The organism is Hyphomicrobium sp. (assembly GCF_009026145.1).
Lineage (GTDB): Bacteria > Pseudomonadota > Alphaproteobacteria > Rhizobiales > Hyphomicrobiaceae > Hyphomicrobium_A.
Window position 1 is genome coordinate 14920 of the sequence record NZ_WBUE01000019.1, and the last position, 22215, is coordinate 37134.

Annotated in this window: 23 protein-coding genes; 12 read left to right on the forward strand and 11 right to left on the reverse strand. The window is 66.0% G+C overall.

Going from position 1 to position 22215, the window contains the following annotated elements; translation table 11 throughout:
* Positions 1 to 11: 11 nt before the first annotated feature.
* Positions 12 to 401, reverse strand: coding sequence for a carboxymuconolactone decarboxylase family protein (locus F9K20_RS14275; protein WP_291003037.1), 390 nt, complete (start codon positions 399 to 401; stop codon positions 12 to 14).
* Between the two features lie 116 nt (positions 402 to 517).
* A complete protein-coding gene (locus tag F9K20_RS14280; protein ID WP_291003192.1) occupies positions 518 to 2596 on the reverse strand; it encodes an ATP-dependent helicase in 2079 nt (692 codons plus the stop codon).
* Between the two features lie 121 nt (positions 2597 to 2717).
* Here F9K20_RS14280 and F9K20_RS14285 point away from each other — a divergent pair, with 121 nt between their 5' ends.
* The 4 genes from F9K20_RS14285 to F9K20_RS14300 all read left to right on the forward strand — a co-directional run bounded on the left by F9K20_RS14285 (position 2718) and on the right by F9K20_RS14300 (position 5727).
* Positions 2718 to 2894, forward strand: coding sequence for a hypothetical protein (locus F9K20_RS14285; protein ID WP_291003041.1), 177 nt, complete (start codon positions 2718 to 2720; stop codon positions 2892 to 2894).
* A gap of 116 nt (positions 2895 to 3010) precedes the next feature.
* On the forward strand, positions 3011 to 4687 hold the full coding sequence (ligD, locus tag F9K20_RS14290; RefSeq protein WP_291003044.1) for a non-homologous end-joining DNA ligase: 1677 nt from the start codon (positions 3011 to 3013) through the stop codon (positions 4685 to 4687).
* 87 nt (positions 4688 to 4774) lie between these two features.
* Positions 4775 to 5080 (forward strand): hypothetical protein, encoded by a 306-nt coding sequence (locus F9K20_RS14295; protein WP_291003047.1) that lies wholly within the window; start codon positions 4775 to 4777, stop codon positions 5078 to 5080.
* A 2-nt stretch (positions 5081 to 5082) separates the two neighbouring features.
* Positions 5083 to 5727 carry a DNA-3-methyladenine glycosylase gene (locus F9K20_RS14300; protein WP_291003050.1) on the forward strand — a complete coding sequence of 215 codons (645 nt, stop codon included), beginning with the start codon at positions 5083 to 5085 and terminating at the stop codon, positions 5725 to 5727.
* Between the two features lie 7 nt (positions 5728 to 5734).
* Here F9K20_RS14300 and F9K20_RS14305 read toward each other — a convergent pair whose 3' ends face one another.
* The 4 genes from F9K20_RS14305 to F9K20_RS14320 are packed head-to-tail and all read right to left on the reverse strand — an operon-like array spanning position 5735 to position 8195.
* Positions 5735 to 6187, reverse strand: coding sequence for a DoxX family protein (locus tag F9K20_RS14305; RefSeq protein WP_291003053.1), 453 nt, complete (start codon positions 6185 to 6187; stop codon positions 5735 to 5737).
* On the reverse strand, positions 6175 to 7020 hold the full coding sequence (locus F9K20_RS14310; RefSeq protein ID WP_291003056.1) for a DNA-binding domain-containing protein: 846 nt from the start codon (positions 7018 to 7020) through the stop codon (positions 6175 to 6177). Before F9K20_RS14310 ends, F9K20_RS14305 begins: the two co-directional genes overlap by 13 nt.
* Positions 7010 to 7894, reverse strand: a complete 885-nt coding sequence (locus tag F9K20_RS14315; protein WP_291003059.1) for a DUF692 domain-containing protein — start codon at positions 7892 to 7894, stop codon at positions 7010 to 7012. Before F9K20_RS14315 ends, F9K20_RS14310 begins: the two co-directional genes overlap by 11 nt.
* Before the next feature lie 7 nt (positions 7895 to 7901).
* On the reverse strand, positions 7902 to 8195 hold the full coding sequence (locus F9K20_RS14320) for a DUF2282 domain-containing protein (protein ID WP_291003062.1): 294 nt from the start codon (positions 8193 to 8195) through the stop codon (positions 7902 to 7904).
* Between the two features lie 647 nt (positions 8196 to 8842).
* Between F9K20_RS14320 and F9K20_RS14325 the strand changes: the two genes are divergently transcribed.
* The 3 genes from F9K20_RS14325 (at position 8843) to F9K20_RS14335 (ending at position 11104) form a co-directional block, all read left to right on the forward strand.
* Complete coding sequence (locus F9K20_RS14325) at positions 8843 to 9565, forward strand: peroxiredoxin-like family protein (protein ID WP_291003065.1); 723 nt, start codon at positions 8843 to 8845, stop codon at positions 9563 to 9565.
* Between the two features lie 22 nt (positions 9566 to 9587).
* Positions 9588 to 10301, forward strand: a complete 714-nt coding sequence (locus tag F9K20_RS14330) for a peroxiredoxin-like family protein (protein ID WP_291003068.1) — start codon at positions 9588 to 9590, stop codon at positions 10299 to 10301.
* Between the two features lie 92 nt (positions 10302 to 10393).
* Positions 10394 to 11104 carry a peroxiredoxin-like family protein gene (locus F9K20_RS14335; protein WP_291003071.1) on the forward strand — a complete coding sequence of 237 codons (711 nt, stop codon included), beginning with the start codon at positions 10394 to 10396 and terminating at the stop codon, positions 11102 to 11104.
* A gap of 2 nt (positions 11105 to 11106) precedes the next feature.
* Here F9K20_RS14335 and F9K20_RS14340 read toward each other — a convergent pair whose 3' ends face one another.
* On the reverse strand, positions 11107 to 12009 hold the full coding sequence (locus F9K20_RS14340; protein WP_291003074.1) for a LysR family transcriptional regulator: 903 nt from the start codon (positions 12007 to 12009) through the stop codon (positions 11107 to 11109).
* Between the two features lie 250 nt (positions 12010 to 12259).
* Between F9K20_RS14340 and F9K20_RS14345 the strand changes: the two genes are divergently transcribed.
* The 3 genes from F9K20_RS14345 to F9K20_RS14355 all read left to right on the forward strand — a co-directional run bounded on the left by F9K20_RS14345 (position 12260) and on the right by F9K20_RS14355 (position 15102).
* Entirely contained in the window at positions 12260 to 13096 is an 837-nt protein-coding gene (locus tag F9K20_RS14345; RefSeq protein WP_291003077.1) for a 3-hydroxybutyrate dehydrogenase, read from the forward strand.
* 207 nt (positions 13097 to 13303) lie between these two features.
* Positions 13304 to 13774, forward strand: coding sequence for a cupin domain-containing protein (locus F9K20_RS14350; protein ID WP_291003080.1), 471 nt, complete (start codon positions 13304 to 13306; stop codon positions 13772 to 13774).
* 104 nt (positions 13775 to 13878) lie between these two features.
* Positions 13879 to 15102: an MFS transporter gene (locus F9K20_RS14355; RefSeq protein ID WP_291003083.1), complete on the forward strand. Its 1224-nt coding sequence runs from the start codon at positions 13879 to 13881 to the stop codon at positions 15100 to 15102.
* Here the strand turns inward: F9K20_RS14355 and F9K20_RS14360 are convergent.
* Positions 15099 to 16727, reverse strand: coding sequence for a M12 family metallo-peptidase (locus F9K20_RS14360; RefSeq protein WP_291003086.1), 1629 nt, complete (start codon positions 16725 to 16727; stop codon positions 15099 to 15101). The two genes, F9K20_RS14355 and F9K20_RS14360, sit on opposite strands and share 4 nt — an antisense overlap.
* A 73-nt stretch (positions 16728 to 16800) precedes the next feature.
* Positions 16801 to 17064, reverse strand: coding sequence for a hypothetical protein (locus F9K20_RS14365; protein WP_291003088.1), 264 nt, complete (start codon positions 17062 to 17064; stop codon positions 16801 to 16803).
* Positions 17065 to 17318: 254 nt separating this feature from the next.
* Between F9K20_RS14365 and F9K20_RS14370 the strand changes: the two genes are divergently transcribed.
* Both F9K20_RS14370 and F9K20_RS14375 read left to right on the forward strand, forming a co-directional pair.
* Complete coding sequence (locus F9K20_RS14370; RefSeq protein ID WP_291003091.1) at positions 17319 to 17813, forward strand: DUF302 domain-containing protein; 495 nt, start codon at positions 17319 to 17321, stop codon at positions 17811 to 17813.
* A gap of 31 nt (positions 17814 to 17844) precedes the next feature.
* Positions 17845 to 19143, forward strand: coding sequence for a patatin-like phospholipase family protein (locus F9K20_RS14375; RefSeq protein ID WP_291003095.1), 1299 nt, complete (start codon positions 17845 to 17847; stop codon positions 19141 to 19143).
* Positions 19144 to 19298: 155 nt separating this feature from the next.
* On the opposite strand, the gene F9K20_RS14380 is transcribed toward F9K20_RS14375, so the two are convergent.
* Both F9K20_RS14380 and F9K20_RS14385 read right to left on the reverse strand, forming a co-directional pair.
* Positions 19299 to 20900 (reverse strand): alpha-amylase family glycosyl hydrolase, encoded by a 1602-nt coding sequence (locus F9K20_RS14380; protein ID WP_291003097.1) that lies wholly within the window; start codon positions 20898 to 20900, stop codon positions 19299 to 19301.
* 39 nt (positions 20901 to 20939) lie between these two features.
* The gene (locus F9K20_RS14385) at positions 20940 to 22190 is read right to left on the reverse strand and encodes a glucoamylase family protein (protein ID WP_291003099.1); all 1251 of its coding nucleotides are present in this window, start codon (positions 22188 to 22190) and stop codon (positions 20940 to 20942) included.
* Between the last annotated feature and the right edge of the window lie 25 nt (positions 22191 to 22215).

Consider the following 22215-nt stretch of genomic DNA (forward strand, 5'->3'; position numbering starts at 1 on the left):
GGTCCCAGGTCTTAGGGGGCCGCCGCAGCGCGCGCGGGAGCGGCCGGCGGCTCTGCGCGGCCCTGGGCGAACTGGTTATAGGCTTCGAGCGCGTGCGCCGCGTACATCACCGACGGCCCGGCGCCCATGTAGATGGCCATGCCGAGCGTCTCCAAGATCTCCTCGCTCGTGGCCCCGCGCTCGGACGCTGCCTTGGCGTGCAAGGCAATGCAGTCGTCGCAGCGCGTGGCGACGCCGATGGCCAGCGCGATGAGCTCCTTGGTCTTGGTGTCGAGGGCGCCGGTCTTGAGGGCTGCCTGCGCAATGCTGGAAAACGCCTTCATCACCTCGGGGGCGCCGCCGCGCAGCTGGCGCAGGCCGGCGCTCAACGTGCGCGTCGTCTCGATCCAGTCCTTCGACATACTGTCCTCCGTCTCAGATGCAGTCGTTCAGCGCCGGCTCTTGGAAGGCCGCCGCTCGCGCTTCGTATATTCACGAAAGCTAATTTAGGAGTCTCTTATATGGCATCAAGCGCGGCTTAGCGCCACATCGCACGCATCTTGGCGCCGACGTTGATGCGTATGCCGGAGGGGCGGCCGGGCGCATTGACATTGCTCATGGCCGGAGGCCAAGCGGTGGCTTCGAAAAGCTGCACGAGCGAGCTCGGGATGAAGCGCGTGCGCGCGGCGTAGACGTGGCGGTCGCCGCGGGCGTTCTGTGCGTGGGTGTAGAAGCGCTGCGGGACGAGGAGATGCAGATCGTCCTTGGCGCGCGTCATGGCGACATAGAGCAGCCGCCGCTCCTCCTCGATCTCGGCGCTGGTGCCGGTGCCGAGGTCGGAAGGGATGCAGCCGTCGACGACGTTCAAGACGAAGACCGATTTCCACTCCTGCCCCTTGGCGGAGTGGATGGTCGACAGGATGAGGTAATCTTCGTCCTTGAGCGGTGGGCCGGCCTCGTCGCTGGTCGCATCGGGCGGGTCGAGCGTGAGCTCGGTGAGGAAGCGCTGGCGCGAGGCATAGCCGGCCGCGATCTGCTCCAGCTGCAACAAGTCGGCGCGCCGGGTCGCGGCATCCTCGTGCATGCGTTCGAGGTGCGGGTCGTACCAAGCGCGCGCCTGGGCGATGTCGGCCGGCCATCCGGCGCCGTCGCCGTCGCCGTGCAACGCGACGATGGTGGCGACGAAGCCGCGCCACTCGGTATCGGCAACACGGGCGGGGACCGGCATCTGCGCCAGCGCCTCGATGGGAGCGGAGGCCGCCAGCATGCCATCGAGCGCGCGCTGCGCGGTCGTCGGTCCGACGCCGGGCAGGAGCTGCAACAGACGGAAGCCGGCGACGCGGTCGCGCGGGTTCTCGGCGAAGCGCAACAGGGCCAGCACGTCCTTGACGTGGGCGGCGTCGAGGAACTTCAGGCCGCCGAACTTGACGAACGGGATGTTGCGCTGGGCGAGCTCGATCTCCAGGGGTCCCGAATGGTGCGAGGTGCGGAACAGCACCGCCTGCTGCTTTAAAAGCGCACCCGCCTCGCGGTTCTCCAAGACGCGCTCGACGATGTAGCGCGCCTGGTCGGTTTCGTCGCGCACGGCAACGAGGCGCGGCCGCTCGGCGCCGTCGCGGTCGCTCCACAGGTTCTTGGTGAAGCGCTCGGCGGCAAGGTCGATGACGCCGTTGGCGGCGGCGAGGATCGCTTGCGTCGAGCGATAGTTGCGGTCGAGGGTGACGACCTCTGCCGGTGGATCGAAGTGCCTGGGGAAGTCGAGGATGTTGCGCACCGTTGCGGCGCGGAACGAGTAGATCGCCTGCGCGTCGTCGCCGACCACGGTGAGGCCGCGGCCGTGGCGTTTCAGCGCCAGAAGGATGGATGCCTGCAGGCGGTTGGTGTCCTGGTATTCGTCGACCAGCACGTGATCGAAACGGTCCCCGACGTCCGCGGCGAACGACGCATCGCTCATCGCCTGTGCCCAGTAGAGTAACAGGTCGTCGTAATCGAGCACGTTCTGGCGCTGCTTGGCCTCGACGTAGGCGGCGAACAGCTCCTTCAGCTCCTTCGACCAAGCCGCGCACCACTTGAACGAAGCGTTCAGCACATCATCGAGCGGCTGCTCGGCATTGACGCAGCGCGAGTAGATGGAAAGGCAAGTGCCCTTGGTGGGAAAGCGGCTCTCGGTCTTGGAGTAGCCGAGCCCGTGCCGCACCAGGTTCATCAGGTCGGCGCTGTCCTCGCGGTCGTGAATCGTGAAGGCGGGATCGAGGCCGACCTGTTCGGCGTACTCGCGCAAGAGACGCGCGCCGATGCCGTGGAAGGTTCCGGCCCAGGCGAGCGCGTCCGTCGTCGCCCCGCCGCTGGTGCCGAGGACGGTGCGCGTGATGCGCTCGACCCGGCGTGCCATCTCCACCGCGGCGCGGCGTGAAAACGTCATCAACAGGATGCGGCGCGGGTCGGCGCCATTGACGATGAGGTGGGCGACGCGGTGCGCCAGCGTATTGGTCTTGCCCGAGCCGGCGCCGGCTATGACGAGCAACGGTGCGGCGGGCGCCGTGTCGCGCGCCCCGATGCCATGCTCGACGGCGCGCCGCTGCTGCGGATTGAGCTTTTCGAGATGGGCGAGAGTCATCGGCACACTGAAGCCGATTCTCGTTTTGTTCACAAACGCGGACGCGCTCTTCCGCATCGATTGCTGAGGAGCGGAACGGTGCCGCGCGCGTGCCGTTCTACCTGGCACTAGGAGATCTTCGATGGCAGGGACGAAAACCGATCAGTCCAAGGAAGTCGGCGGCTTCAACCCCGAGCGGCGCAAGGAAAAGCCCAAAAAACAGGTCGGGCCGGCGCCCACCGACGATCCGCGCCACAAGGCCACTCCCGATCTCAAGGACAAGATCGAAGAGAAGACCACCAAGCTGCCGCCTGATTGAAGCGCCAACCCGAAGCAGCGCGCCGGCGCGCGAATGATTAAACTGTAGCGGGCAAAGTAAACCCGGCATCTCCGCAGTGCTCTAACTTCGCATCCGCAGCAGCGACGGGTGACCGCATGCCAAGCAAGCTCGCCAAGTACCGGTCGAAACGCGACTTCGAGAAGACGCAGGAGCCGAGCGGAAGCGCCAAGGTCCGCAAGACCGAGTACCCGCGCTTCGTCATCCAGAAACACGACGCCTCGCGGCTCCACTACGACCTGCGGCTCGAGCACGACGGCGTGTTCAAGTCGTGGGCGGTGACCAAGGGGCCTTCGCTCAATCCCAAGGACAAGCGGCTCGCCGTCGAGGTCGAGGACCACCCGCTCGACTACGGCGACTTCGAGGGCACGATCCCCAAAGGCGAGTACGGCGGCGGCACGGTGATGCTGTGGGACCGCGGCTACTGGCTCCCCGAGGGCAACGAAAACGTCGACGAGGCGCTACGCAAGGGCGAGCTGAAATTCGTGCTCGCCGGCGACAAGCTGCAGGGTGGCTGGGTGCTGGTGCGCATGAAGGGCGACCGCGACGGCGGCAAGCGCAACAACTGGCTTTTGATCAAGCACAAGGACCAGTGGGCATCGAGCGACGGGGACGCGGCGCTGCGCAAGGACAAGTCGGTCGCCTCCGGTCGGACGATGCAGCAGATCGCCGGCGGCAAAGGCAAGGCGCCGACGCCGTTCATGCTGGGCCGCAAGCACGCATTCAACCCGGACGCGGTATGGAACACGAGCAAGGGCGAGCCACCCGACCCGCCGCCGGCGCGCAAACGTCGGGCGCCGCGCGAGAAGGCGGCGCGCAAAGCCGCCAAGGAGGATGCCGGGGGCGATACGCTGCTCGGCATCACCATCTCCAAGCCCGATAAGCCGCTGTGGCCGGCCGATGACGGCGAGGCGCCGGTAACCAAGCTCGAGCTCGCGCGCTATCTCGACGAGGTCGGCGACTGGATGCTGGAGCACATCGAAGGGCGTCCGTGCTCGGTCATCCGCGCCCCCGACGGCATCGACGGCGAGCGCTTCTTTCAGCGCCATGGCATGCGCGGCATGTCGGATGAAATCGACCTCGTCAGCGTCTCCGGTGACCGTGAGCCGTACATCGAGATCGACAGCGCCGAAGGGCTGATCGCCATGGCGCAGGTGGCGGCGGTCGAATATCACCCATGGAACTGCGCACCGTTTGCGCCGGACATACCGGGACGGCTGATCTTCGATCTCGACCCGGCACCGGACGTCGACTTCGACGAGGTCGTCGAGGCGGCAAAGGAGATGCGCGAACGGCTGGAGGCGCTGGGCCTCGTTGCCTTCTGCAAGACGACGGGCGGCAAGGGTCTGCACGTTGTCACGCCCTTGAAGGCCGGCAAGGCGAGCCGCCTCGGCTGGGACGAGGCTAAGACGTTTGCACACACGGTGTGCGCGCAGATGGCCGAGGACAGCCCCGACCGCTACCTGATCAAGATGACGAAGAAGCTGCGGGAGGGGCGCATCTTCCTCGACTACCTGCGCAACGACCGCTTCTCCACCGCGGTGGCGCCGCTGTCGCCGCGCGCGCGACCCGGCGCGCCGGTGTCGATGCCGCTCACCTGGGTGCAGGTGCGCGCCGGGCTCGATCCAGCGCGCTTCAACATCCGCACCGCGGCCAAGCTCATCGCCAAGAGCAAGGCGTGGGAGGACTACGGCGAGGCCGAGCGGCCGCTGCACAAGGCGGTCGAGCGCCTAGTGCGCGCGCACGTGCGGACCGACCTTGCATCTGTAGAATAGCTTTGGGTTGTCGCCTGGACGCCGAGCTGCGGCTGCGGTTCCGTGCCAAGATGCATGGTGCCGGCACCAAGCTTAGGATGGCGGACCATGCACCTGATCGAGATTCTGCTGCCGCTGCGCGATGCGAACGGTGAGCCGTTCCCCGCCGCCTACTACGACGAGCTGGCCGACCGCCTCACCAACGCCTTCGGCGGGGTGACGAGCTTCCTGCGTGCGCCGGCGGAAGGGCGCTGGCATGGCGGCGGGGCGACGCAGACGGAGGACATCGCGGTGATGGAGGTGATGGCGCGCAGCTTCGATCGCGAATGGTGGATGGCGCTGAAGGACGAGCTCAAGGCCAAGTTCCGGCAGGACGAGCTGATCGTGCGCTGCCAGATGGTGGAGCTGTTGTAGGGATGGCCAAGCGCATTGCCGCGATCGAAACGGTGCCGCCGCGCGAGCTGCGCGCGCTGCGTCTGGACGAGCTGCCGCACGCGACCGTGGCGCTCGCCAAGTTTCTGCTGGGCAAGGTCTTGGTGCGAGATAGCAAGGAGGGTCGCGTCAGCGGCCGCATCGTGGAGACGGAAGCCTATCCGCCCGGCGACCCGGCCTGCCACGCACGCAGCGGCCGCACGGCGCGCAACGCCTCACTGTTCCTGCGTCACGGCCACATCTACGTCTATCGCGCCTACGGTACAGCCATGATGCTCAACGTTTCCAGCGAGGCCGAAGGCGTGGGCGCCGGGGTGCTGATCCGCGCCGCCGAGCCGCTCACCGGTATCGAGGTGATGCGGCGGCGGCGCGGGATCGACGATGTCTACCGGCTGACGAAAGGTCCAGGGTGTCTCGCGCAGGCGTTCGCCGTCGATCTCGGCCTCGATGGTGTTGCGTACGATGCGGCGAATTCCTTATGGCTGGCGGACGACGGGTTTGGCGTCACGAAAGTCGGCCGCTCGGTGCGCATCGGCATCACGCGCAATGCCGACAAGCCGTGGCGCTTCTTCATCCACGGCAACCGCTGGGTGAGCGGCCCGGCTCGGCTCAACGACGGCGCAAAGTAGCCGCGGCTCAGCTCATGCGGTGCTCGCCGGGGCTGCTCCAGTAGCGGCCGAGCGCGTTGTCGAGCGACAAGGCGCCGGCCCCGTACTTCATCAGGAACAGCAGGCACACCGCCCACACGCCGTGCGTGTCGAAGGCATTGGGGTAGACGAAGATCTCGATAACCAGCGTCATGACGAGCAGGGCGGCGGCCGCAAAGCGCGTCAGCAGACCGGCGAACAGCAGCAGCGGCAGCGTCAGCTCGGCGGCGGTCGCCATGTAGGCAGCGATCTCGGGCGGGATGAGCGGCAGCCGGTACTCCTCGCGGAACAGGGTGAGCGTGTTGCCGTCGGCCCAGCCTTCGAGCTTCAGGAGCCCGGAGCGGAAGAAGACAGTCCCCACCGATATGCGCGCGATATAGGCGATGAGATCGTCGGGGATGGCCTTGAAGGCGGCGATGGTCGTGTTGGCTAGGTCGCGCATAATAGTGCTCCCTGAGGCGTTGCATCGAAACGGGGGTTGCAGGGTCGGTCAGCCGACGGGCGGACCCCGACGATGGCACCGGCGCGGAACAGTGTCGCCAGCGCGGCGGTGAGATCGAACCTGGCATCGATCTGCGCCGCCAGCTCGGCCGCCAGCTGGAGCGAATGCCCGGCGGCGAGGCCGGCAACGAAGGCGTAGGTGCCCATGCCGATGCTGAAGACGCTCACCTCGTAGAGCGGGCGTACGATCAGCACCGCCTCGGCCTGCGAGGCATCGACGGGGCGCACGCTGGCATCGTGCGTGTTCGTCCGCCAGATGCTGAACACCGCGTGGTGCGACGCGAGCAGCGCGCACGAGGGATGCAGATCGAGCGCGGCGTCGAGGGCTTGCTCGCCGAGCCGAGCCAATGCCGCCGCATCGACGGGCCGGGCGTCGGCGGAGTGATAGACGGCGCAGATGCGCCATTCGAGGCGCGCGACGTCGGGCAGATACGGCAGCGACTGCGCGGGCGCGAACGTGGCGAGGAACGCAGCGAACTCCTCGCCGTACTCGATAAGCACCGGCGAGGTGGGCGGTGAGCGCTCGATGAACACGCGCGCCATGGCGGAAAAGAACTCGTCGCCGACGAGCCGGGCGACGACGGGGAAGCGCGCCGCAAGGCACGCGGTGAGACTGGCGAACACGTTGTTGCGATAGATGCCGAAGCGCTTGGCGGGGGGCGCGCTGCCAGGCTTCTCGATGCCGGCGGGCAGGCCGCCGGTGCGCCATAAGAGGGCGCGGGCGAAGTCGTCCTGCTGGGCGGCAATGGAAAGGGGATGCAGATCACGCCGCACGGGATGCCCCCTCACGAGGTAGCAGAATGCGTTCGGCCTTCATGGCCTCGGCATAGAGCGTGCTCCATGCGGGAATGTCGTTGTCCCATTCGATGAGCGTCGGCACCGCGCCGGCGCGGTCAATGGCGCGCGCATAAAGGCCCCACACCGCCTCGCGTACGGTGCGGTCGTGGACATCGATGAGCAGCGGGCGGCCATCGTCGTCGGCAATCTCGGCGTAGCCGGCGAGGTGAATCTCACCCACGTGCTCGACGGGGAACGCGTCGATGTAGGCGACGGGGTCGAAGCGGTGGTTGGTCGCGCAGACGAAGACGTTGTTGCAGTCGAGCAAGAGACCGCAGCCAGTGCGGCGCACGAGCTCGCCGAGGAACGCGACCTCTGACATGTCGGTATCTGCGAAGGTGATGTAGGTCGACGGGTTCTCAATGAGAACGCGGCGCCCCAACGCCTCCTGCAACTCGTCGACGTGGCGTGCGACATGCGTCAGCGTCGCTTGGTTGTAGGGCAGCGGCAGCAGGTCGTTGAGGAAGTTGCCCTCGTGTGTCGACCAGGCGAGATGCTCGGAGACCAGCCCCGGCTCGTAGCGCTTCACCAGCGCGGCTAGCTTCGCGACGTGCTCGCGGTTGAGCGGCTCGGCGCCGCCGATCGACAAGCCGACGCCGTGCAGGGACAACGGATAGCGCGCGCGCACGCGCTCCAGCACGTGATGCGGCCAGCCGCCGGCGCCCATGTAGTTTTCCGGGTGCACCTCGAACCAGCCGATATCGGGGAAGGCATCGAGCACGTCGCGGTAGTGCTCGGGCTTGAGCCCGACCCCGGCGCGCGCCGGGATCGGGGTGGGGCCGAATTGTCCGAGCGCGTGGGCTGCAGACATGGCGCGCTCACGACTTGGAGGGTTGCAGAGCGCCGGCGCGCGTCGAGCCGTCGGGCAGCGTGACGGTGGTCGTCAGGCAGGTGCCGGCGGGGACGTACTTCCATGCGCCCTTGTCGTAATCTGACTTGGAGGTGCCGGCGCACGAGTTGTTGCCGGTGGAGGCGCAGTCGTTCTTGCCGGCGGCGCTGATGCCGTAGCACTTTTCCTTCGCGGCATCCTCGGCCAGCGTCGCCTGCGACAGCGCGGTCACGCCGGCAATCGCGGCCACGGCCGACAGAAGTGCGGTCCTGGTATTCGCCATTGATGATCTCCGTTCGTTTGAGGGAATACGGCGCTTAGGGCGCCGACGGGTAGAAGGGTGCCGCCGCGCCCGCGCGCCGTGAAATGCCGGCTGGCTATGGATTCGATGCCGGGCGGCGGCTGGCGGCGGCCGATAGCGAGGGGCTATGGATTTGAGAGAAAGGCAATATTTCCGAAATCAGCGGCGCTTCCGCATGATCCGGACATGGCGGGAAGGCTCGCAGATGAGCCACCCCCCGCTCCGCGTTTCACAGGCTCCCGCGATGGAGACAGACCATGCAGACGACGATCATCCTCACCTCGCTGCTCGGCGCCGTGCTGGCGACGACCGCCTCTATTGGTGCGCGCACCGGCTCAGCCGTCACCGCTGTGGCCGACCGGCGCTGATGGGAGATGCGAATACAGGAAGCAACCCGCGCAGACACGCCAACGGAACTTCAACCTCGCCAGGCGAAGATGCCGCGATTGTTCATCACGGCGACGTCTGAAGCCGCGGAAGGACTGGAAGCCGGAGCCTCGCGCCCGGCTTCCAGATCGCCTCGCGTTCACGATGTGGAGATAGGTCGGATCGCAGCAACGGGCGCCACGAGCTAAGATCCTCGTCGCGCTCGGTTAGAGCTAGCAAGCAAGAGAACAAGGCAAGGCCCGGTGACCACTCCCAACACGCTCGAGCAAGCCTTTGCAGACATCTGCGTGATGGACGGTCCGCTGAGCCGCAAGCTGGCCGCCTATTCGCAAAAGCTACAAGAGCTCAACTTTCCCTTCGCCGAAGCCTACGACACGCTGGTCGCGCGCCTTATCGACGGCGGCATCGGCACCGGTGCGCCCAGGGTGGGCGAGGCAATGCCGCTGTTTGTACTGCCCTCCCGCACGGGCGAGCTAGTGCGGCTCGATGAGTTGCTGGCTGACGGGCCGGTGGTGATCAGCTTCAACCGCGGCCACTGGTGCCCGTTCTGCAAGATCGAGCTGCGCACCGTTGCCGCCTACCACGCGGCGATCGCCGAGCGCGGCGGCCGGGTGGTGTCGATCCTGCCCGATCGCCAGGGCTTCCTCGGGCGGCTCGACGCCGACACGCAAGGTAAGCTGATGATTCTCACCGACGTCGACAACGGCTATGCGCTGTCGCTTGGCCTCGTCTTGTGGCTGGGGGACCGCCTCAAGGAGCTGATGCGGGGCCGCGGCGTGCATCTCGACCAGATCCATGGCAACGACGGCTGGTTCGTGCCGCTACCGGCAACCTTCGTCGTCGCCGCCGACGGCACCGTCGTCGCGCGCCACGTCGATCCCGACTTCCGTTTACGAATGGAAATCGACGAGATTATCGACGCGTTGCACCGCGCTGGGGCCCATAGTACGCAAAGGCATGGGTGACTTTGTCGAAGACGCTTGCACGATGACCGATCCAAGCCCGCTCGAGGAGGCTTTCAGGAAGATCTGCGCCACCGAGGCGCCCTTGAGCGAGCGGCTGGCACTGCTCACCGCGGCGGTCGAGAGGCATGGGCAGCCGTTTGCTGTTGCCTACCAGACCCTCATCGACCAGCTCAAGGGTGCGGCCGCGGGGGGAACAGCCCCGGCCGTAGGGGAGCAGCTGCCGCCCTTCCTGCTCCCCGACCACACCGGGCATCTCGTCGGCCTCGACGAGCTGCTCGCCAAGGGGCCGCTGGTGGTCAGCTTCAACCGCGGCCACTGGTGCGAGTATTGCGAGCTCGAGCTGCGCGCCTTTGCGCAAGCCCACGCCGATCTGGCTGCTCGCGGCGTGCAGGTCGTCTCGATCATGCCGGAGCGGGGGGAATACACGCGCAAAGTGCGCGCGCTGACGCACGACACCGTGACGGTGCTGTCCGACATCGACAATGGATACGCACTGGCGGTGGGGATCGTGATGTGGCTCGGCGAGAATGTGCAGGCGCTGTATCGTAAGTTCGGCATCGACATCGAGCGCTACCAGGGCAACGGGGCGTGGTTCGTGCCCATACCGGCGACCTTCGTCCTGGATCGCCAGGGGCGCATTCTCGCCCGCAAGGTCGACCCGGACTTTCGCAGCCGCATGGACATCGAAGAGATTCTAGACACGCTCGAAGTGGCAGAAGGCGAACCGCAACGCTGAGAAGTGCGTTCTGTCGAGGCAGGCGCAATTCCTCTGGCGGTTTCAACCCGCCTGGACAAAAATGAGCGGGCGTCGCGATTTCGGAGATGAAGATGGCAGAACCATCGATAGCCGAAATACTCGAGGAGACGACCGAGAGGTGCCGCAACCTCGATGCGCCGCTCGCCGGGCGGCTGCAGGCCTTTGCCGACGAGGTGCGCGCCCTCAATGCCGAGTTCGCCGATACGGTCGAGCGCATGATCGACCGCCTCAAGGCGTCCGGGGCCGGCGAGAAGGCTCCCGCCCCCGGCGAGCCGATGCCGGAATTCATGCTGCCCGATCAATCCGGCCGGCTGGTCAGCCTTGCCGAGCTCATCGCCAACGGCCCCGTGGTCGTCGCCTTCCATCGCGGCCACTGGTGCCCATACTGCCGCATCACCGCCGACGCGCTGACGCGCATTCATGGTGCCGTGCAGGAGCGCGGGGCCGAACTCGTCGTCATCACGCCCGAGATCGAGCGCTTCAACGAGGAGCTGCGGTCGGCGGTGGGCGCACGCTACCCAGTGCTGTCGGACATGGACAACGGCTACGCGCTGATGCTCAACCTGGCGTTCTACGTCGGCGACGAGAAGAAGAAGCTGATGAAGTTCGCCGGCTGGAACATCCCCCCCTACAACGCCAACGACAACTGGACGCTACCCATTCCGGCGACGTTCGTCGTCGGCAGCGATGGGCTCGTCAAGGCGCGCCATATCGATCCGGACTACCGCAAGCGAATGGACGTCGAGGCGATCCTCGAGGCGGTCGCGGCCGCGCGCGACTGAGCTCACGCAGCTTGGGCGTTACCTTCGAGCCGCGACCAGTCGGCGGCGCGCAGCATCTTGATCAGCGTGCTGGCGGCCATGGACCGCTGACGCCCGGCAACGGCGTAGGCGTACACCGTCCTCTCCATGTCGAACCCCTCGACCCCGAGCAGCGCGAGGTCAGGGGAGGCGACGCTGCTTTCAGGCGCGAAACCGACGCCGAGGTCTGCCGTAAGCAGCGCCACGAAGTCGGCGTCCGAGCCGGCGTTGTGGGCCGTCGGCACCTCGACGCCCGACACCGTGAGGAACGTGGCACCTTGCCCGAAGTCCTCGCAATAGGGGCGAAAGATCAGCTTTTCCTTGCGCAATTCGTCGGCCGGCACCGACGCCTGCCCGGCAAAGCGATGCGTCTTGGCCGCCACCAGTCGGTAGGATTCGGTAAACAACGGCCACGACTCCAGCCTGTCCCAGGCCTCCGGCAGCTTCCCGGCGACGGCGAGATCCACGCTGCCCTTCTTGAGGTGCTCGCTAACCTCGGCGCTGGTGCCGCGCACGAACTTCAGATTGAGACCCGGCATGGCGCGCACCAATTCCTTCAGGAAGGGGAGCACGATCTCGATGTTCACCGTGATGGGCAGCGCGATCGACAGCGGCGCCAGGGCGCCCTTCTTGATCGAGGTGGCGACCTGCTTTGCGGCCTGGGCGCTTTCGTAGCACTGCTGCATCAGCGGCAGCATGCGGTGTCCGAGCTCGGACAGGTGCGTGAGGTTGCGCTCGCGACGAAACAGCTCGCCGCCCAGCTCCTCCTCCAGCTGCTTGATGGCGCGCGTCAGCGACGGCTGCGCGACGTGACACTCCTCGGCGGCGCGGGTGAAGTTCAACAATCGCGCAACGGCCAGGAAGTATCGGACCTGGTGCATTTCCATGCGGGACACCAAACGCCATCGAGAGCGGTGGCGAAATTCCTGCGGGCGGGGCTGGTCGTCAAGCCATAGCTGCTTGCTATCGATTTCGGACCCATACGGCATTTCAACTTACAACTTCTTACGGCTAGCGTCGCTGTCGAACCACCTCCCCCTGACGGTCTCCCCCGCCGTCAGCCCTGGACCCGGGGCCCTCGTTTCCCTCCCGAGCCTGCCCCGGGTCTTCCTTTACGGTGGATCGATGGAGAGCAAGATGCTGGACAAGCTCGCGAACGACAGGTCGGACCACGCTTCCGCACTGGGTGCCGATCTGGTCGGCAAAGCGGCGGTCATCACCGGCTCGACCAGCGGTATCGGTCTCGGCATCGCGCACGCCCTTGCCGCGAGCGGCATGAAGGTCCTGCTCAACGGCTTCGGTGAGCGCAGCGAGATCGACCGCACCGTCGCCGAGCTGGCGGAAATATACGGCGTCGCCGTCGGCTACTCCGGCGCCGACATGTCGAAGCCGGACGACATCGCCGGCATGGTGCAATTGGCGCAGGAAAAGTTCGGCGCCGTCGATGTACTGGTTAACAACGCCGGTATCCAGCACGTTGAAGCGGTGGAGACTTTCCCCATCGAAAAATGGAATGCGATCCTTAGCATCAATCTGTCGGCAGCTTTCCACGCCACGCGCGCCGTCATCCCCGGCATGAAGGCGCGCGGCTACGGGCGCATCATCAACGTCGCCTCCGCGCACGCGCTTGTCGCCTCGCCCTTCAAGTCGGCCTACGTGTCGGCCAAGCACGGCATCGTCGGCCTGACCAAGACGGTGGCGTTGGAGACCGCCGAGCACGGCATCACCGCCAACGCCATCTGCCCCGGATATGTTCTGACGCCGCTGGTTGAGAAGCAGATCCCCGAGACGGCTAAGGCGCGCGGGCTGACCGAGGAGCAGGTGATTCGCGACGTGCTCCTGCACGCGCAGCCGACGCGCCAGTTCGTCACCACCGAGGAGATCGGCGCGCTGGCGGTGTTCCTGTGCTCGCGCGCGGCGCGCTCGATTACCGGCGCCGCTATTCCCATCGAAGGCGGTTGGACCGCCCAATAGGCGGGACCCGCCCATCGCGATGTGCGCCTTCCCGGCTGCTTGCCCGGAGGGCGCGCTCGCCTGCGCACCGGGGCGAGAGCGATAGCCGCGGGCTATCGATACGGTCGCCAATCGGCATTTCAAATCAACGGCTGAGCACGGGCATCCTTGGGCCATGGGCGCACCGCGTTGCGCGCTCTCTCAACCCCTTTGCTAAGGATGCTCCCCATGACCTCGACCAAGCTCAACCTCGCCCTCGCCGCGCTCGCGGTCGGCACGCTCGCGCTCTCCGCACCGGCCTTCGCCGGCACCTGCCCGGCCGGCAAGACAACGACCGACGGCCAGAAGGCCGGTGCCACCGCGCATCAGGGCGTGGCCGAAAAGCTGCTCGGCCAGATCGATCTCGCCAAGGAGAAGATCGCCGCCGCCGGCCATCACCTGCGCATGCGCCGCCTCGACATCAAGCCGGGCGGCGAGGTTGCCTGGCACAGCCACGGCGACCGCCCGGCGCTCGTCTACGTCGTGTCCGGCACCATCACTGAATACTCGAGCCACTGCGAGGTGCCGATCGTGCACAAGACCGGCGAGCTGTCGATCGAGCAGGGCGGCTTGTCGCATTGGTGGAAGAACACGAGCAAGAAGCCGGTGGTGCTGATCTCGGCCGACATCGCGCAGGATCCCGAGCAGAGCGGCATGTAAGCCGCCGCACCGGGCAGCGGGGCGCCGCTTCCTTGCCGTCTCTCTTCGGCAGGAACGGCGTCCCACCTCCGTACAAGATCCGAACGCCTAAAGCCGGAGCCCGCATGACCGAGATCGCCAGCCCGACCGCTCTGCCGCAGGCGGCGAACCATAACGGCGTCATCGACGGCACGCTGCGCTTCGTGGTGATCGCCACCATGGCCTTCTTGACCGTCGTCGATCTGTTCGCGGCGCAGGCGCTGCTGCCGTCGCTGGTTGAACGCTACGGGGTCTCGCCGGCGGCCATGGGCCTTGCGGTCAATGCCTGTACCTTCGGCATGGCGGCGGCGGGTCTGGCGGTGGCGCTGTTCAGCCGCCACATCGACCGGCGCCGTGGGATCATTCTCAGCCTAGTCTTGCTGGCGGTGCCCACCGCGCTGCTGGCGCAAGCGCCCAATCTTGCCGTGTTCGCTGCCTTGCGCGTCGTGCAGGGCCTGTGCATGGCGACGGCCTTCAGCCTCACCCTCGCCCACCTCGGCGAGCGCTACACGGCGGGAGAGGCGGCGGGGGCATTCGCCGCCTACATCACCGGCAACGTGGCGAGCAACCTCATCGGACGTCTCGTCGCTGCCGGCGTCGCCGACCACTTCGGCTTGGCGAGCGCGTTCTATGCCTTCGCCGGGCTCAACCTGCTCGGAGCCGCGCTCGCTTACGTCGCGATTCCCGTACGGCGATGCACGGTGAGCGCCGGCATGCCGATGATGGAGGAGATGCAAGGCTGGCTGACCCATTGGCGCCACCCATCCCTACGCGCTGGGTTCGGCATCGGCTTCTGCATTCTCTTCGCCTTCATCGGCACCTTCACGTTCGTCAATTTCGTTCTCGTGGCGCCGCCATTGTCGGTCGGCATGATGGAGCTCGGCGTCATCTATTTCGTCTTCCTGCCTTCGATCCTGACGACGCCGCTCGCTGGCACGGTCGCGGGCAAGATCGGTACGCGCAATGCGCTGCTCGCTTCGCTGGCGGCGGCGGCCCTGGGTCTGCCGCTGCTGCTTTCGACGCGGCTGTCGATGGTGCTCTCGGGTATGGTGCTGGTGGCGGCGGGAACGTTCTTTGCCCAGGCGTTGGCCACGGGCTTCGTCAGCCGCACCGCAAGCCATGACCGCAGCGCCGCCAGCGGCATGTATCTCGCCAGCTACTTCGTCGGCGGCCTCATCGGCACCGCCGTGCTCGGCCAGATCTTCGATCGTCTGGGGTGGCCGGCGACCGTGACGGGCATCGGCCTGGCGCTGGCGGTCGCCGCCGTTCTGAGCTGGCGCGCCGGTGGTGCCGGCGCGGCCGGGCGCTAGCGGAAGGCGGCGACGCGCGCGGCACCCTCTAGGATCGCCCGCGCATTGTCGGCCATCGCATCGCCGGCGGCTACGCCACGCACTTTGATACGCGGATTGGACCACACGGCGAGGCGCGGGCAACCGTCGCAGCTCTCCTCATAGCTCATCATGGTGCGCCAGTCCTTGCCCGACACGAAACCATGCCCGAACGGGAACGGCTGCTTGCCGTCGTCGAGCGCCAGGTCGTGCCGCGCCCCGATGATGTGGCCGATCTCGTGCGCCAGCGAGTAGCTGAGCGCGGCGCATTCGTGATGCACGACGGTGAAGGCGCGATCGGCGGGCGGTGCCACCGCGGCCGAAAGACCACAGCCGTTGGGGTCGTGCACGATGAGCGCGGCGATGTCGGCCTTGTGCTGATCGCGCAAGGCGTGCACCTCCTCCATGTAGCCGTCGCCCTTGTCGGCGAAGCGGAACACGTGCTCGAAGTGGGAGCCGGTCTCGGCGTAGTCGGTCTCATAGGCATGGGCGAGGCGCAGGCGCACGTTGTCGATGCCGCTGTTGCGGAACGACTGGTTGGCCTCCTCGACGGCGACCTCGATCAGATCGCGCTTGATGTCGGTGTAGTGCTTTGCTGCCTGCGGCGTGTAGGCGACGATGAGATCGATGGTGACCGGCTGGCGCCCCTGCTGAGTTGAGGGCGCGGGAGGAACCATGAGAGCGACCTCCGTATCCTTGGCCCGCGCTTTCGGCGCCGCGTCCTGCAGATTGCGGATCGGCTCCTGCGGGCGCTCGGTTTTGCCGGCCGGCGGCTTGCGCAGCATGCCGGCATCGCCCTTGGTGACGAGCGGGTCTTCGCGCATGTGCATCTTGTCCATCAGCGGCTTGCCCATCGGGGCGTGCTCGGGTGGCAGCTTGCGCGGCGACATCTCAACGACGCCGTGCAGGTTGTCGCCCAGGTTCTTCACCACGTAGTGGTGCCCGCGGTGCGTGATCTGGCCGGACAGGCGGCCGCTGGGCCACCACAGCAGCGTCACCGGATCGTCGGTGCCGACGACGGTGCCATGCCAGACGTAGCCCTCGGGGGTCTTCTCAATGTGCGTGCGCCGCGCCTTGATCATCGTCGTGGCGTCGAGCGCGATCGTCAATTCGGGCGCGGGCTGCGCAGCGGAGGGCGCGCGCATGCCCTTGGTCAGCTCGTACTCCATGACCTTGGGGTCGGGGAGCTGCATCATCGAAATGCCCATGGCGGCTGGCGAGCTCATGGCATCATGCATCATGGCGCTTTGCTTTTCGGTCATGGGGGAGGTGGGATCCATAGGCATCAGAGCGCGGCTGGAGGCATCGTCGAGGGCCATGACCTCGATGCCGTGCGACGCCGCGGCTGCCTTGAGCGCATCGACGCGCTCAGACGGAACCAACCACATCTCGGCGTCGGTCATCTCGAGAGGCTCGCCGGAAGGCGCGCCCGCCGCGCGCTTGACAGCTTCGTAGGCGGCGCTTCCCGGCGCGGGCAGATGCGAAAGGATGTAGCCGTGCATCTCATGCGAGCGCATGCCGTCGACGGCGAAGGCGAGCGGCACGCCGATCAGGGCCGCCGCAAACAGGGCGGCGCGCAGCGCGCGTTTGTTGGAGACAGCTGGCATGGTGTCCTCGCGATCATGAGATAGAAAAAGGGGCCCCGGCTGACCGAGACCCCCAGCTTGGGAAGGTGGCGAGTTACTTGCTGGACTTCGCCTCCATGTCGGCGATGATCTGATCCCACACGCCGTGCGGCGAGAAGCTGTCGCCGGCCTTGCACGAATTGTAGGCGTCGAGCGACTTGCGGACGGCGTCGGCGAGCTCGTAGCCGCTCATCTTGTCGACGTAGATCGACATCTTGCCCATGTGGTTCTTGAAGCCGCCGTCGCAGTCGGTCTTGGCGAGCGCGGGGGCAGCCGTCGCCAGCAATGCAGCGGCGAGCGCAGCAAACAACTTGGTCATCGTAGATCTCCTTTGATTTTTGCAACCGCTCCAGGGGTGGGCGGCTGACGGGGAGGCTACGGACGAGCGGGCGAGCGCTGAAATATCGATTGGGTTTGGTTTCCATAGCTGCAGGGCATGAAACGAAGCGGGGAGGCATCGATAGTCGGTGTCTATCGACATCTGAGCCAATCGCTATTTCAGCAATGGCGACCGCTTCCGCATGCTGGGTGCAGGATTTCGCAAATCCACCTGCATGCCCCGAGGAGATCGCCATGCGCGCCCGCAACCAAATCTTCACCTGGTTCATCGCCCTTGCCGCTGCGTTCGTCGTGCGCGCGCTTCCGGGCGAGATGGCAACCGCCGCCACGGCCGACGACGGCATCGTGCGCGTCGCGAGCGCCTACGACGTCGACGAGACGGTGCGGCGCCTGCAGGCGGACATTGCGCAAAAGGGCATAAAGTTCTTCATGATCGTCGATCAGACGCAGCTCGGTGCCGATGCTGGTATAAAGCTCAATCCGTCGAAGCTGCTCATCTTCGGCAATCCGCCGCTCGGCATCCAGTTCCTGACCGCCAATCCGAACGCGGGGCTCGATTGGCCCGTGCGCCTGCTCGTCACGCAAGATGACGCCGGGCGAGTGTGGGCCGTATACTCGGACTTCGGCTGGATCGCCCGCCGTCACGGCATCACCGACCGCGAGGCGCAATTCAAAATGGCGTCCGAGGTCATCGCCTCGATCACCTCCAGCGTCGCGCCGAAGCACTGAGGCGCGGCGTCAAAGCCAACGGGAGGATGTCATGCGTCACGAAGCAAGCCTCAACCGCCCGAAAGCCGGCAACGGCACGAAACAGACGCACGCTACCGACGAGCACGGGCGCATCGTTGTGGTGTTGCAGGGTGGGGGCGCGCTCGGCGCCTACCAGGCTGGAGTCTATGAGGCGCTGCACGAGGCGGGCATCGAGCCCGATTGGATGATCGGCACATCGATCGGCGCCATCAACGCCGCGCTCATCGCCGGCAACGAGCGCGACAACCGCGTGCCGGCGCTGCGCGAGTTCTGGCGCCGCATGGCGCACAAGTCGATATGGCACGAGTGGGCGGCGTGGCCGCGCTTCGTGCAGTCGGCATCCTACCTGACGACCCTCACAGCAGGGTTGCCGGGCTTCTTCGTGCCCAACCCGCTCGCCTTTCTCGGGCCGCACGTGCGCCTCGGCTCTGACAACGCCGGGTTCTATTCGACAGCGCCGTTGGAAAAGACGCTAAGCGAGCTGCTCGACTTCTCGCTCATCTCCCGCAATAAGCCGCGGCTGACCGTCGGCGCCGCGCACGTGCGCACCAGCCGCATGCGCTACTTCGACAGCCGCAACGAGGAGCTTTCCGTCAAACACATCCTGGCGTCGGGTGCCCTGCCGCCGGCGTTCCCTGCGGTGCGCATCGACGGCGAGCTGTACTGGGACGGCGGCATACTCTCCAATACGCCGGCGGAGGCGATCTTCGACGACAACCCGCGCGTCAACTCGCTCGTCTTCGCCGTGCACATGTGGAACCCGCAGGGTCCGGAGCCGGAGACGATTTGGGAGGTGCTGCACCGGCAGAAGGACATCCAGTACTCGAGCCGCGTCGCCACGCATATCGCGCGCCAGGCGCAGATCCATCGCCTACGCCACATCATCCGCGAGCTGGCGGCGCTGCTGCCGGACGAAGCGCGTCGCAGCACGGCGGTCAAGGAGCTGACGACTTACGGCTGCCTCACCCGCATGCATATCGTCAGACTGCTCTGGCCCGGTCACGATACCGAGGACCACACCAAGGACGTCGACTTCAGCCCGTCGGGCATCCGCAAGCGCTGGGCTGCGGGCTACGAGAAGACGATGCGGGTGATCGAGGGGGCGCCGTGGACGGGCACATTCGACCCCATCGAGGGCGTGTACCTGCACGAGCTGATCGAGGAGGAGCAGATGGAACCCGCCGCCGGACCGATGATGGTCGAGGCAAGGGCTTCGCTCGCCCTCGACGATGCCGCCGCGCGCCTGCAGGGTGGCGCATGCAGCGTGAGCGCGAGGGATGCCGCGACCCGAGCCGCGCATATGAAGTGACATCGGATGCACCTCACGTCATGACGCGGCCGAACGGCCGCCGTGAAGGCCAGCGCAGACTTCTACTTGCGGGTGATCGCCAGCAAAGGTGGCTGTCTCGCCCAGCCATCGGTCTCTGCCAACGTGGCGCAGACAAGTTGAGGCCAAAGGCGTGCTCAGGTGGGTTTGATGATGATCCCTTCGTCGCCACGCAGGTTAATGCGCGTGGAAATGCGCTCGCCGGCGCGGCCTGGATGCGTCGAGAGCTCAATCGCTCCCGCCAAGTCCCGGTCAAAACCGACAGCTTTGGGTGCGGAGCCCAGGTTGAGCACGACAATGAAGCGCCTGCCGCCCGAGGTGCGCGAATAGGCAAGAACATCACCTTCGACCGCCAGCGGTTCCCAGCCCCCCAGCGAGAGCGCAGGCTCCCGACGCCGCAACGCGAGCAGCGCGCGTGTCAGGTTGAGCATGGACTCCGGGTTGCGCTTCTGCACATCGACGCTCATCGCAGGGTGAGCCTTGCCTAGCGGCAGCCAGGGACGGCCGGTCGTGAACCCGCCGTTGTGAGACGCGTCCCACGGCATCGGCGTGCGTTCCGGATCCCTTCCCTGGCCGGGGACGACAAGGCCGAAGGGGTCGCGCACCTCTTCGTGCGGGATCGTCACATCCTCCAGTCCGAGCTCGTCCCCATAGTAGAGCGTCGGGGTGCCGCGCAGCGTCATCAGCAGCATCATCGCGACACGTGCCTGGTCCGCGCCCAGGCGGCTAGCGACGCGCTTCTGATCATGATTGCCCAGCACCCAACTCGGCCATGCGCCCGGCGGCAACGCCGCCTCATAGTCGCGGATCAGCCGGAGAACTTGCGCCGGCCTCCAGTCCACCCACATCAAGCTGAAGTTGAAGGGCAGGTGCACTCCCGTAAGGTTCGGGCCGTAGTACGCGACGAGACGTTGCAGCGGCAGATAGATCTCGCCGATCAACAGGCGCTCGCCGGGGCACTCGTTGAGCGCTTGCCGCATCTCCGCGATGATCGGCAGAACTTCCGGCTGGTCCGCGCTGCGGATGGGCAACAGGCGTTGATGCGGTGGGTCTCCATCGCGAAAGCGGGGGTTGAGCGGATCGTCGCGGAACTGTGCGTCTTCGATGAGGTGCCAGAGCACATCGACCCGAAAGCCGTCGACGCCGCGGTAAAGCCAGAAGCGCAACACGTCATACATTGCCGCGCGCACACTCGCATTTCGCCAGTTGAGATCTGGCTGGCTGGCGAGAAACGAGTGGCAATAGTACTGCCCGGTAGGCTCATCGAACTCCCAAGCGCTCCCGGCAGGAAGGCTCTGCCAGTTGTTGGGCGGGCCGCCGTCAGGGTGCGCATCGCGCCAGATGTACCAGTCGCGCTTTGGGCTATCGCGCGAGGAGCGCGATTCCTCGAACCATGGGTGCTTGTCGGAAGTGTGATTGGGGACGAAATCGAGGATGATGCGGATGCCGCGGCGGTGAAGCGCCTCTACGAGCCGATCGAAGTCGCTAAGCGTGCCGAACAGCGGATCTATGCCGACATAGTCGGCGACATCATAGCCGAAGTCGGCCATCGGCGAGGGATAGAAGGGACAGATCCAGACTGCGTCGACGCCGAGCCATGCGAGGTAGTCGACACGCTCGAGAATGCCGCTGAGATCGCCGACGCCATCGCCATCGGTGTCCTGGAACGAGCGCGGATAGATTTCGTAGATGACCGCGTGCTGCCACCAGGGTCGCTCGCTCACCGGTTTGCCTCCCATTGATGCGCGCCCGCACCGGTTTCCGCCAACGCCTGCTACTCAGCCGATCGCTGGCGATTCGAAGTCCAGCGATCGCAAGCTGCGCTGCACCTCGGGGCAACTCATGAAGAGTTTCCAGAGCAGGCCGGAGCGATAGTTCTCGATCATTACGATGATGGGGCCCTGGTCGATCCCGATATGCGATGGTGCGCACCAATCCAAGGTCTCGCTGAAGGCATCGACAAATCCATATTCACTCCAGATCTTGCTGCCGAGGCCATAATAGAAGTGCCGCAAGGCGCGCATGGAATGCTCGGGAGTATACGGGAAGGACGACAGTGCCGCGGTAGGCGAGATTACGCCCAGGTCGTGGGCTGGATCGTGCGCGTGGTAGCCCAAATGGTCGTCGCTGGCAGTGAGGCCCCAGCAGTCGCGCCCGTAGCCTTTGAATTGGCCGGGATTGCGAATGCAGTGCTCGCGATTGATGAGCGTGTGATTGACGTTCTGCTCCCAATAGTCAGCATAGCGATCCTTCAGCCCGCGTGGATCAAGACCCAGGAACGAGTAGTGGGCAAAGCACAACGGGCCGCCATAGTCGGGTCCGAGCGGCAGGCAAACGCCGTAGAACTCCTTGCCGTTCCTGAACTGAGCGCCCTCCGCCCATCCGCGATGGTACGCATCGGCCGCAATGGCGTGAGAAGGTGAGGACGCCGCCAGCACGTAGGTGATCAAGCATTCGTTCCATCCGCGGATCTCGAGGCCGATGTCCCACGCGTAGCGCGGGCTCCAGTGCCAGTAGAGAGCTTTGGCACCGCCGCGCGTATGCCAGCTCCATTCGACGTCCTGCCACAGCGCATTGATCTTGGCGCGCAGCTTGTTTTCCTTCGCCGTGTCGCGAGCGAAGTATTGCCTTGCGCTCAGCAGGCCCATGCAGAGATACGAGGTCTCGACAATGTCGCCGCCGTCGTCCTTGCCGCTGAAGGGGATCGTTGCGCCAGTCGTACCGTGCATGAAATGCGGAAAGACACCGTGGTGGCGCTGGGCCTTTTCCAGAAAGTGGACGATTCCCAGCAGTCGATCGGTGGCAGCTGTTCTGCTGATCCAACCCCTTTCGACGGCGACGATGATCGCCATGATGCCAAACCCGGACGCCCCGGTTGCGACGACCTCGGGATCAAAGCTCGGTCTTGGGTCGCTGCGGTCGCGCGCGAGCTTGCTGATCGGGTGAGCAAAGTCCCAGAAGTAGCGAAAGGTTTGCCGCTGGATCAGCTCGAGCAGCGCGGCATCGTCCAGATCGTCTTTGTATTTCATCGGCCGCCGCATCCCTCCGTTGGTC

Bases quoted from the DNA above. Each gene is read 5' to 3' on its own strand.
- F9K20_RS14340 (WP_291003074.1), bottom strand. From the start codon at position 12,009: ATGGAAATGCACCAGGTCCGATACTTCCTGGCCGTTGCGCGATTGTTG.
- F9K20_RS14300 (WP_291003050.1), top strand. From the start codon at position 5,083: ATGGCCAAGCGCATTGCCGCGATCGAAACGGTGCCGCCGCGCGAGCTG.
- F9K20_RS14295 (WP_291003047.1), top strand. From the start codon at position 4,775: ATGCACCTGATCGAGATTCTGCTGCCGCTGCGCGATGCGAACGGTGAG.
- F9K20_RS14360 (WP_291003086.1), bottom strand. From the start codon at position 16,727: ATGCCAGCTGTCTCCAACAAACGCGCGCTGCGCGCCGCCCTGTTTGCG.
- F9K20_RS14280 (WP_291003192.1), bottom strand. From the start codon at position 2,596: ATGACTCTCGCCCATCTCGAAAAGCTCAATCCGCAGCAGCGGCGCGCC.
- F9K20_RS14345 (WP_291003077.1), top strand. From the start codon at position 12,260: ATGCTGGACAAGCTCGCGAACGACAGGTCGGACCACGCTTCCGCACTG.
- F9K20_RS14335 (WP_291003071.1), top strand. From the start codon at position 10,394: ATGGCAGAACCATCGATAGCCGAAATACTCGAGGAGACGACCGAGAGG.
- F9K20_RS14350 (WP_291003080.1), top strand. From the start codon at position 13,304: ATGACCTCGACCAAGCTCAACCTCGCCCTCGCCGCGCTCGCGGTCGGC.
- F9K20_RS14320 (WP_291003062.1), bottom strand. From the start codon at position 8,195: ATGGCGAATACCAGGACCGCACTTCTGTCGGCCGTGGCCGCGATTGCC.
- F9K20_RS14285 (WP_291003041.1), top strand. From the start codon at position 2,718: ATGGCAGGGACGAAAACCGATCAGTCCAAGGAAGTCGGCGGCTTCAAC.
- F9K20_RS14380 (WP_291003097.1), bottom strand. From the start codon at position 20,900: ATGGGAGGCAAACCGGTGAGCGAGCGACCCTGGTGGCAGCACGCGGTC.
- F9K20_RS14315 (WP_291003059.1), bottom strand. From the start codon at position 7,894: ATGTCTGCAGCCCACGCGCTCGGACAATTCGGCCCCACCCCGATCCCG.
- F9K20_RS14385 (WP_291003099.1), bottom strand. From the start codon at position 22,190: ATGAAATACAAAGACGATCTGGACGATGCCGCGCTGCTCGAGCTGATC.
- F9K20_RS14370 (WP_291003091.1), top strand. From the start codon at position 17,319: ATGCGCGCCCGCAACCAAATCTTCACCTGGTTCATCGCCCTTGCCGCT.
- ligD (WP_291003044.1), top strand. From the start codon at position 3,011: ATGCCAAGCAAGCTCGCCAAGTACCGGTCGAAACGCGACTTCGAGAAG.
- F9K20_RS14275 (WP_291003037.1), bottom strand. From the start codon at position 401: ATGTCGAAGGACTGGATCGAGACGACGCGCACGTTGAGCGCCGGCCTG.
- F9K20_RS14375 (WP_291003095.1), top strand. From the start codon at position 17,845: ATGCGTCACGAAGCAAGCCTCAACCGCCCGAAAGCCGGCAACGGCACG.
- F9K20_RS14330 (WP_291003068.1), top strand. From the start codon at position 9,588: ATGACCGATCCAAGCCCGCTCGAGGAGGCTTTCAGGAAGATCTGCGCC.
- F9K20_RS14355 (WP_291003083.1), top strand. From the start codon at position 13,879: ATGACCGAGATCGCCAGCCCGACCGCTCTGCCGCAGGCGGCGAACCAT.
- F9K20_RS14305 (WP_291003053.1), bottom strand. From the start codon at position 6,187: ATGCGCGACCTAGCCAACACGACCATCGCCGCCTTCAAGGCCATCCCC.
- F9K20_RS14365 (WP_291003088.1), bottom strand. From the start codon at position 17,064: ATGACCAAGTTGTTTGCTGCGCTCGCCGCTGCATTGCTGGCGACGGCT.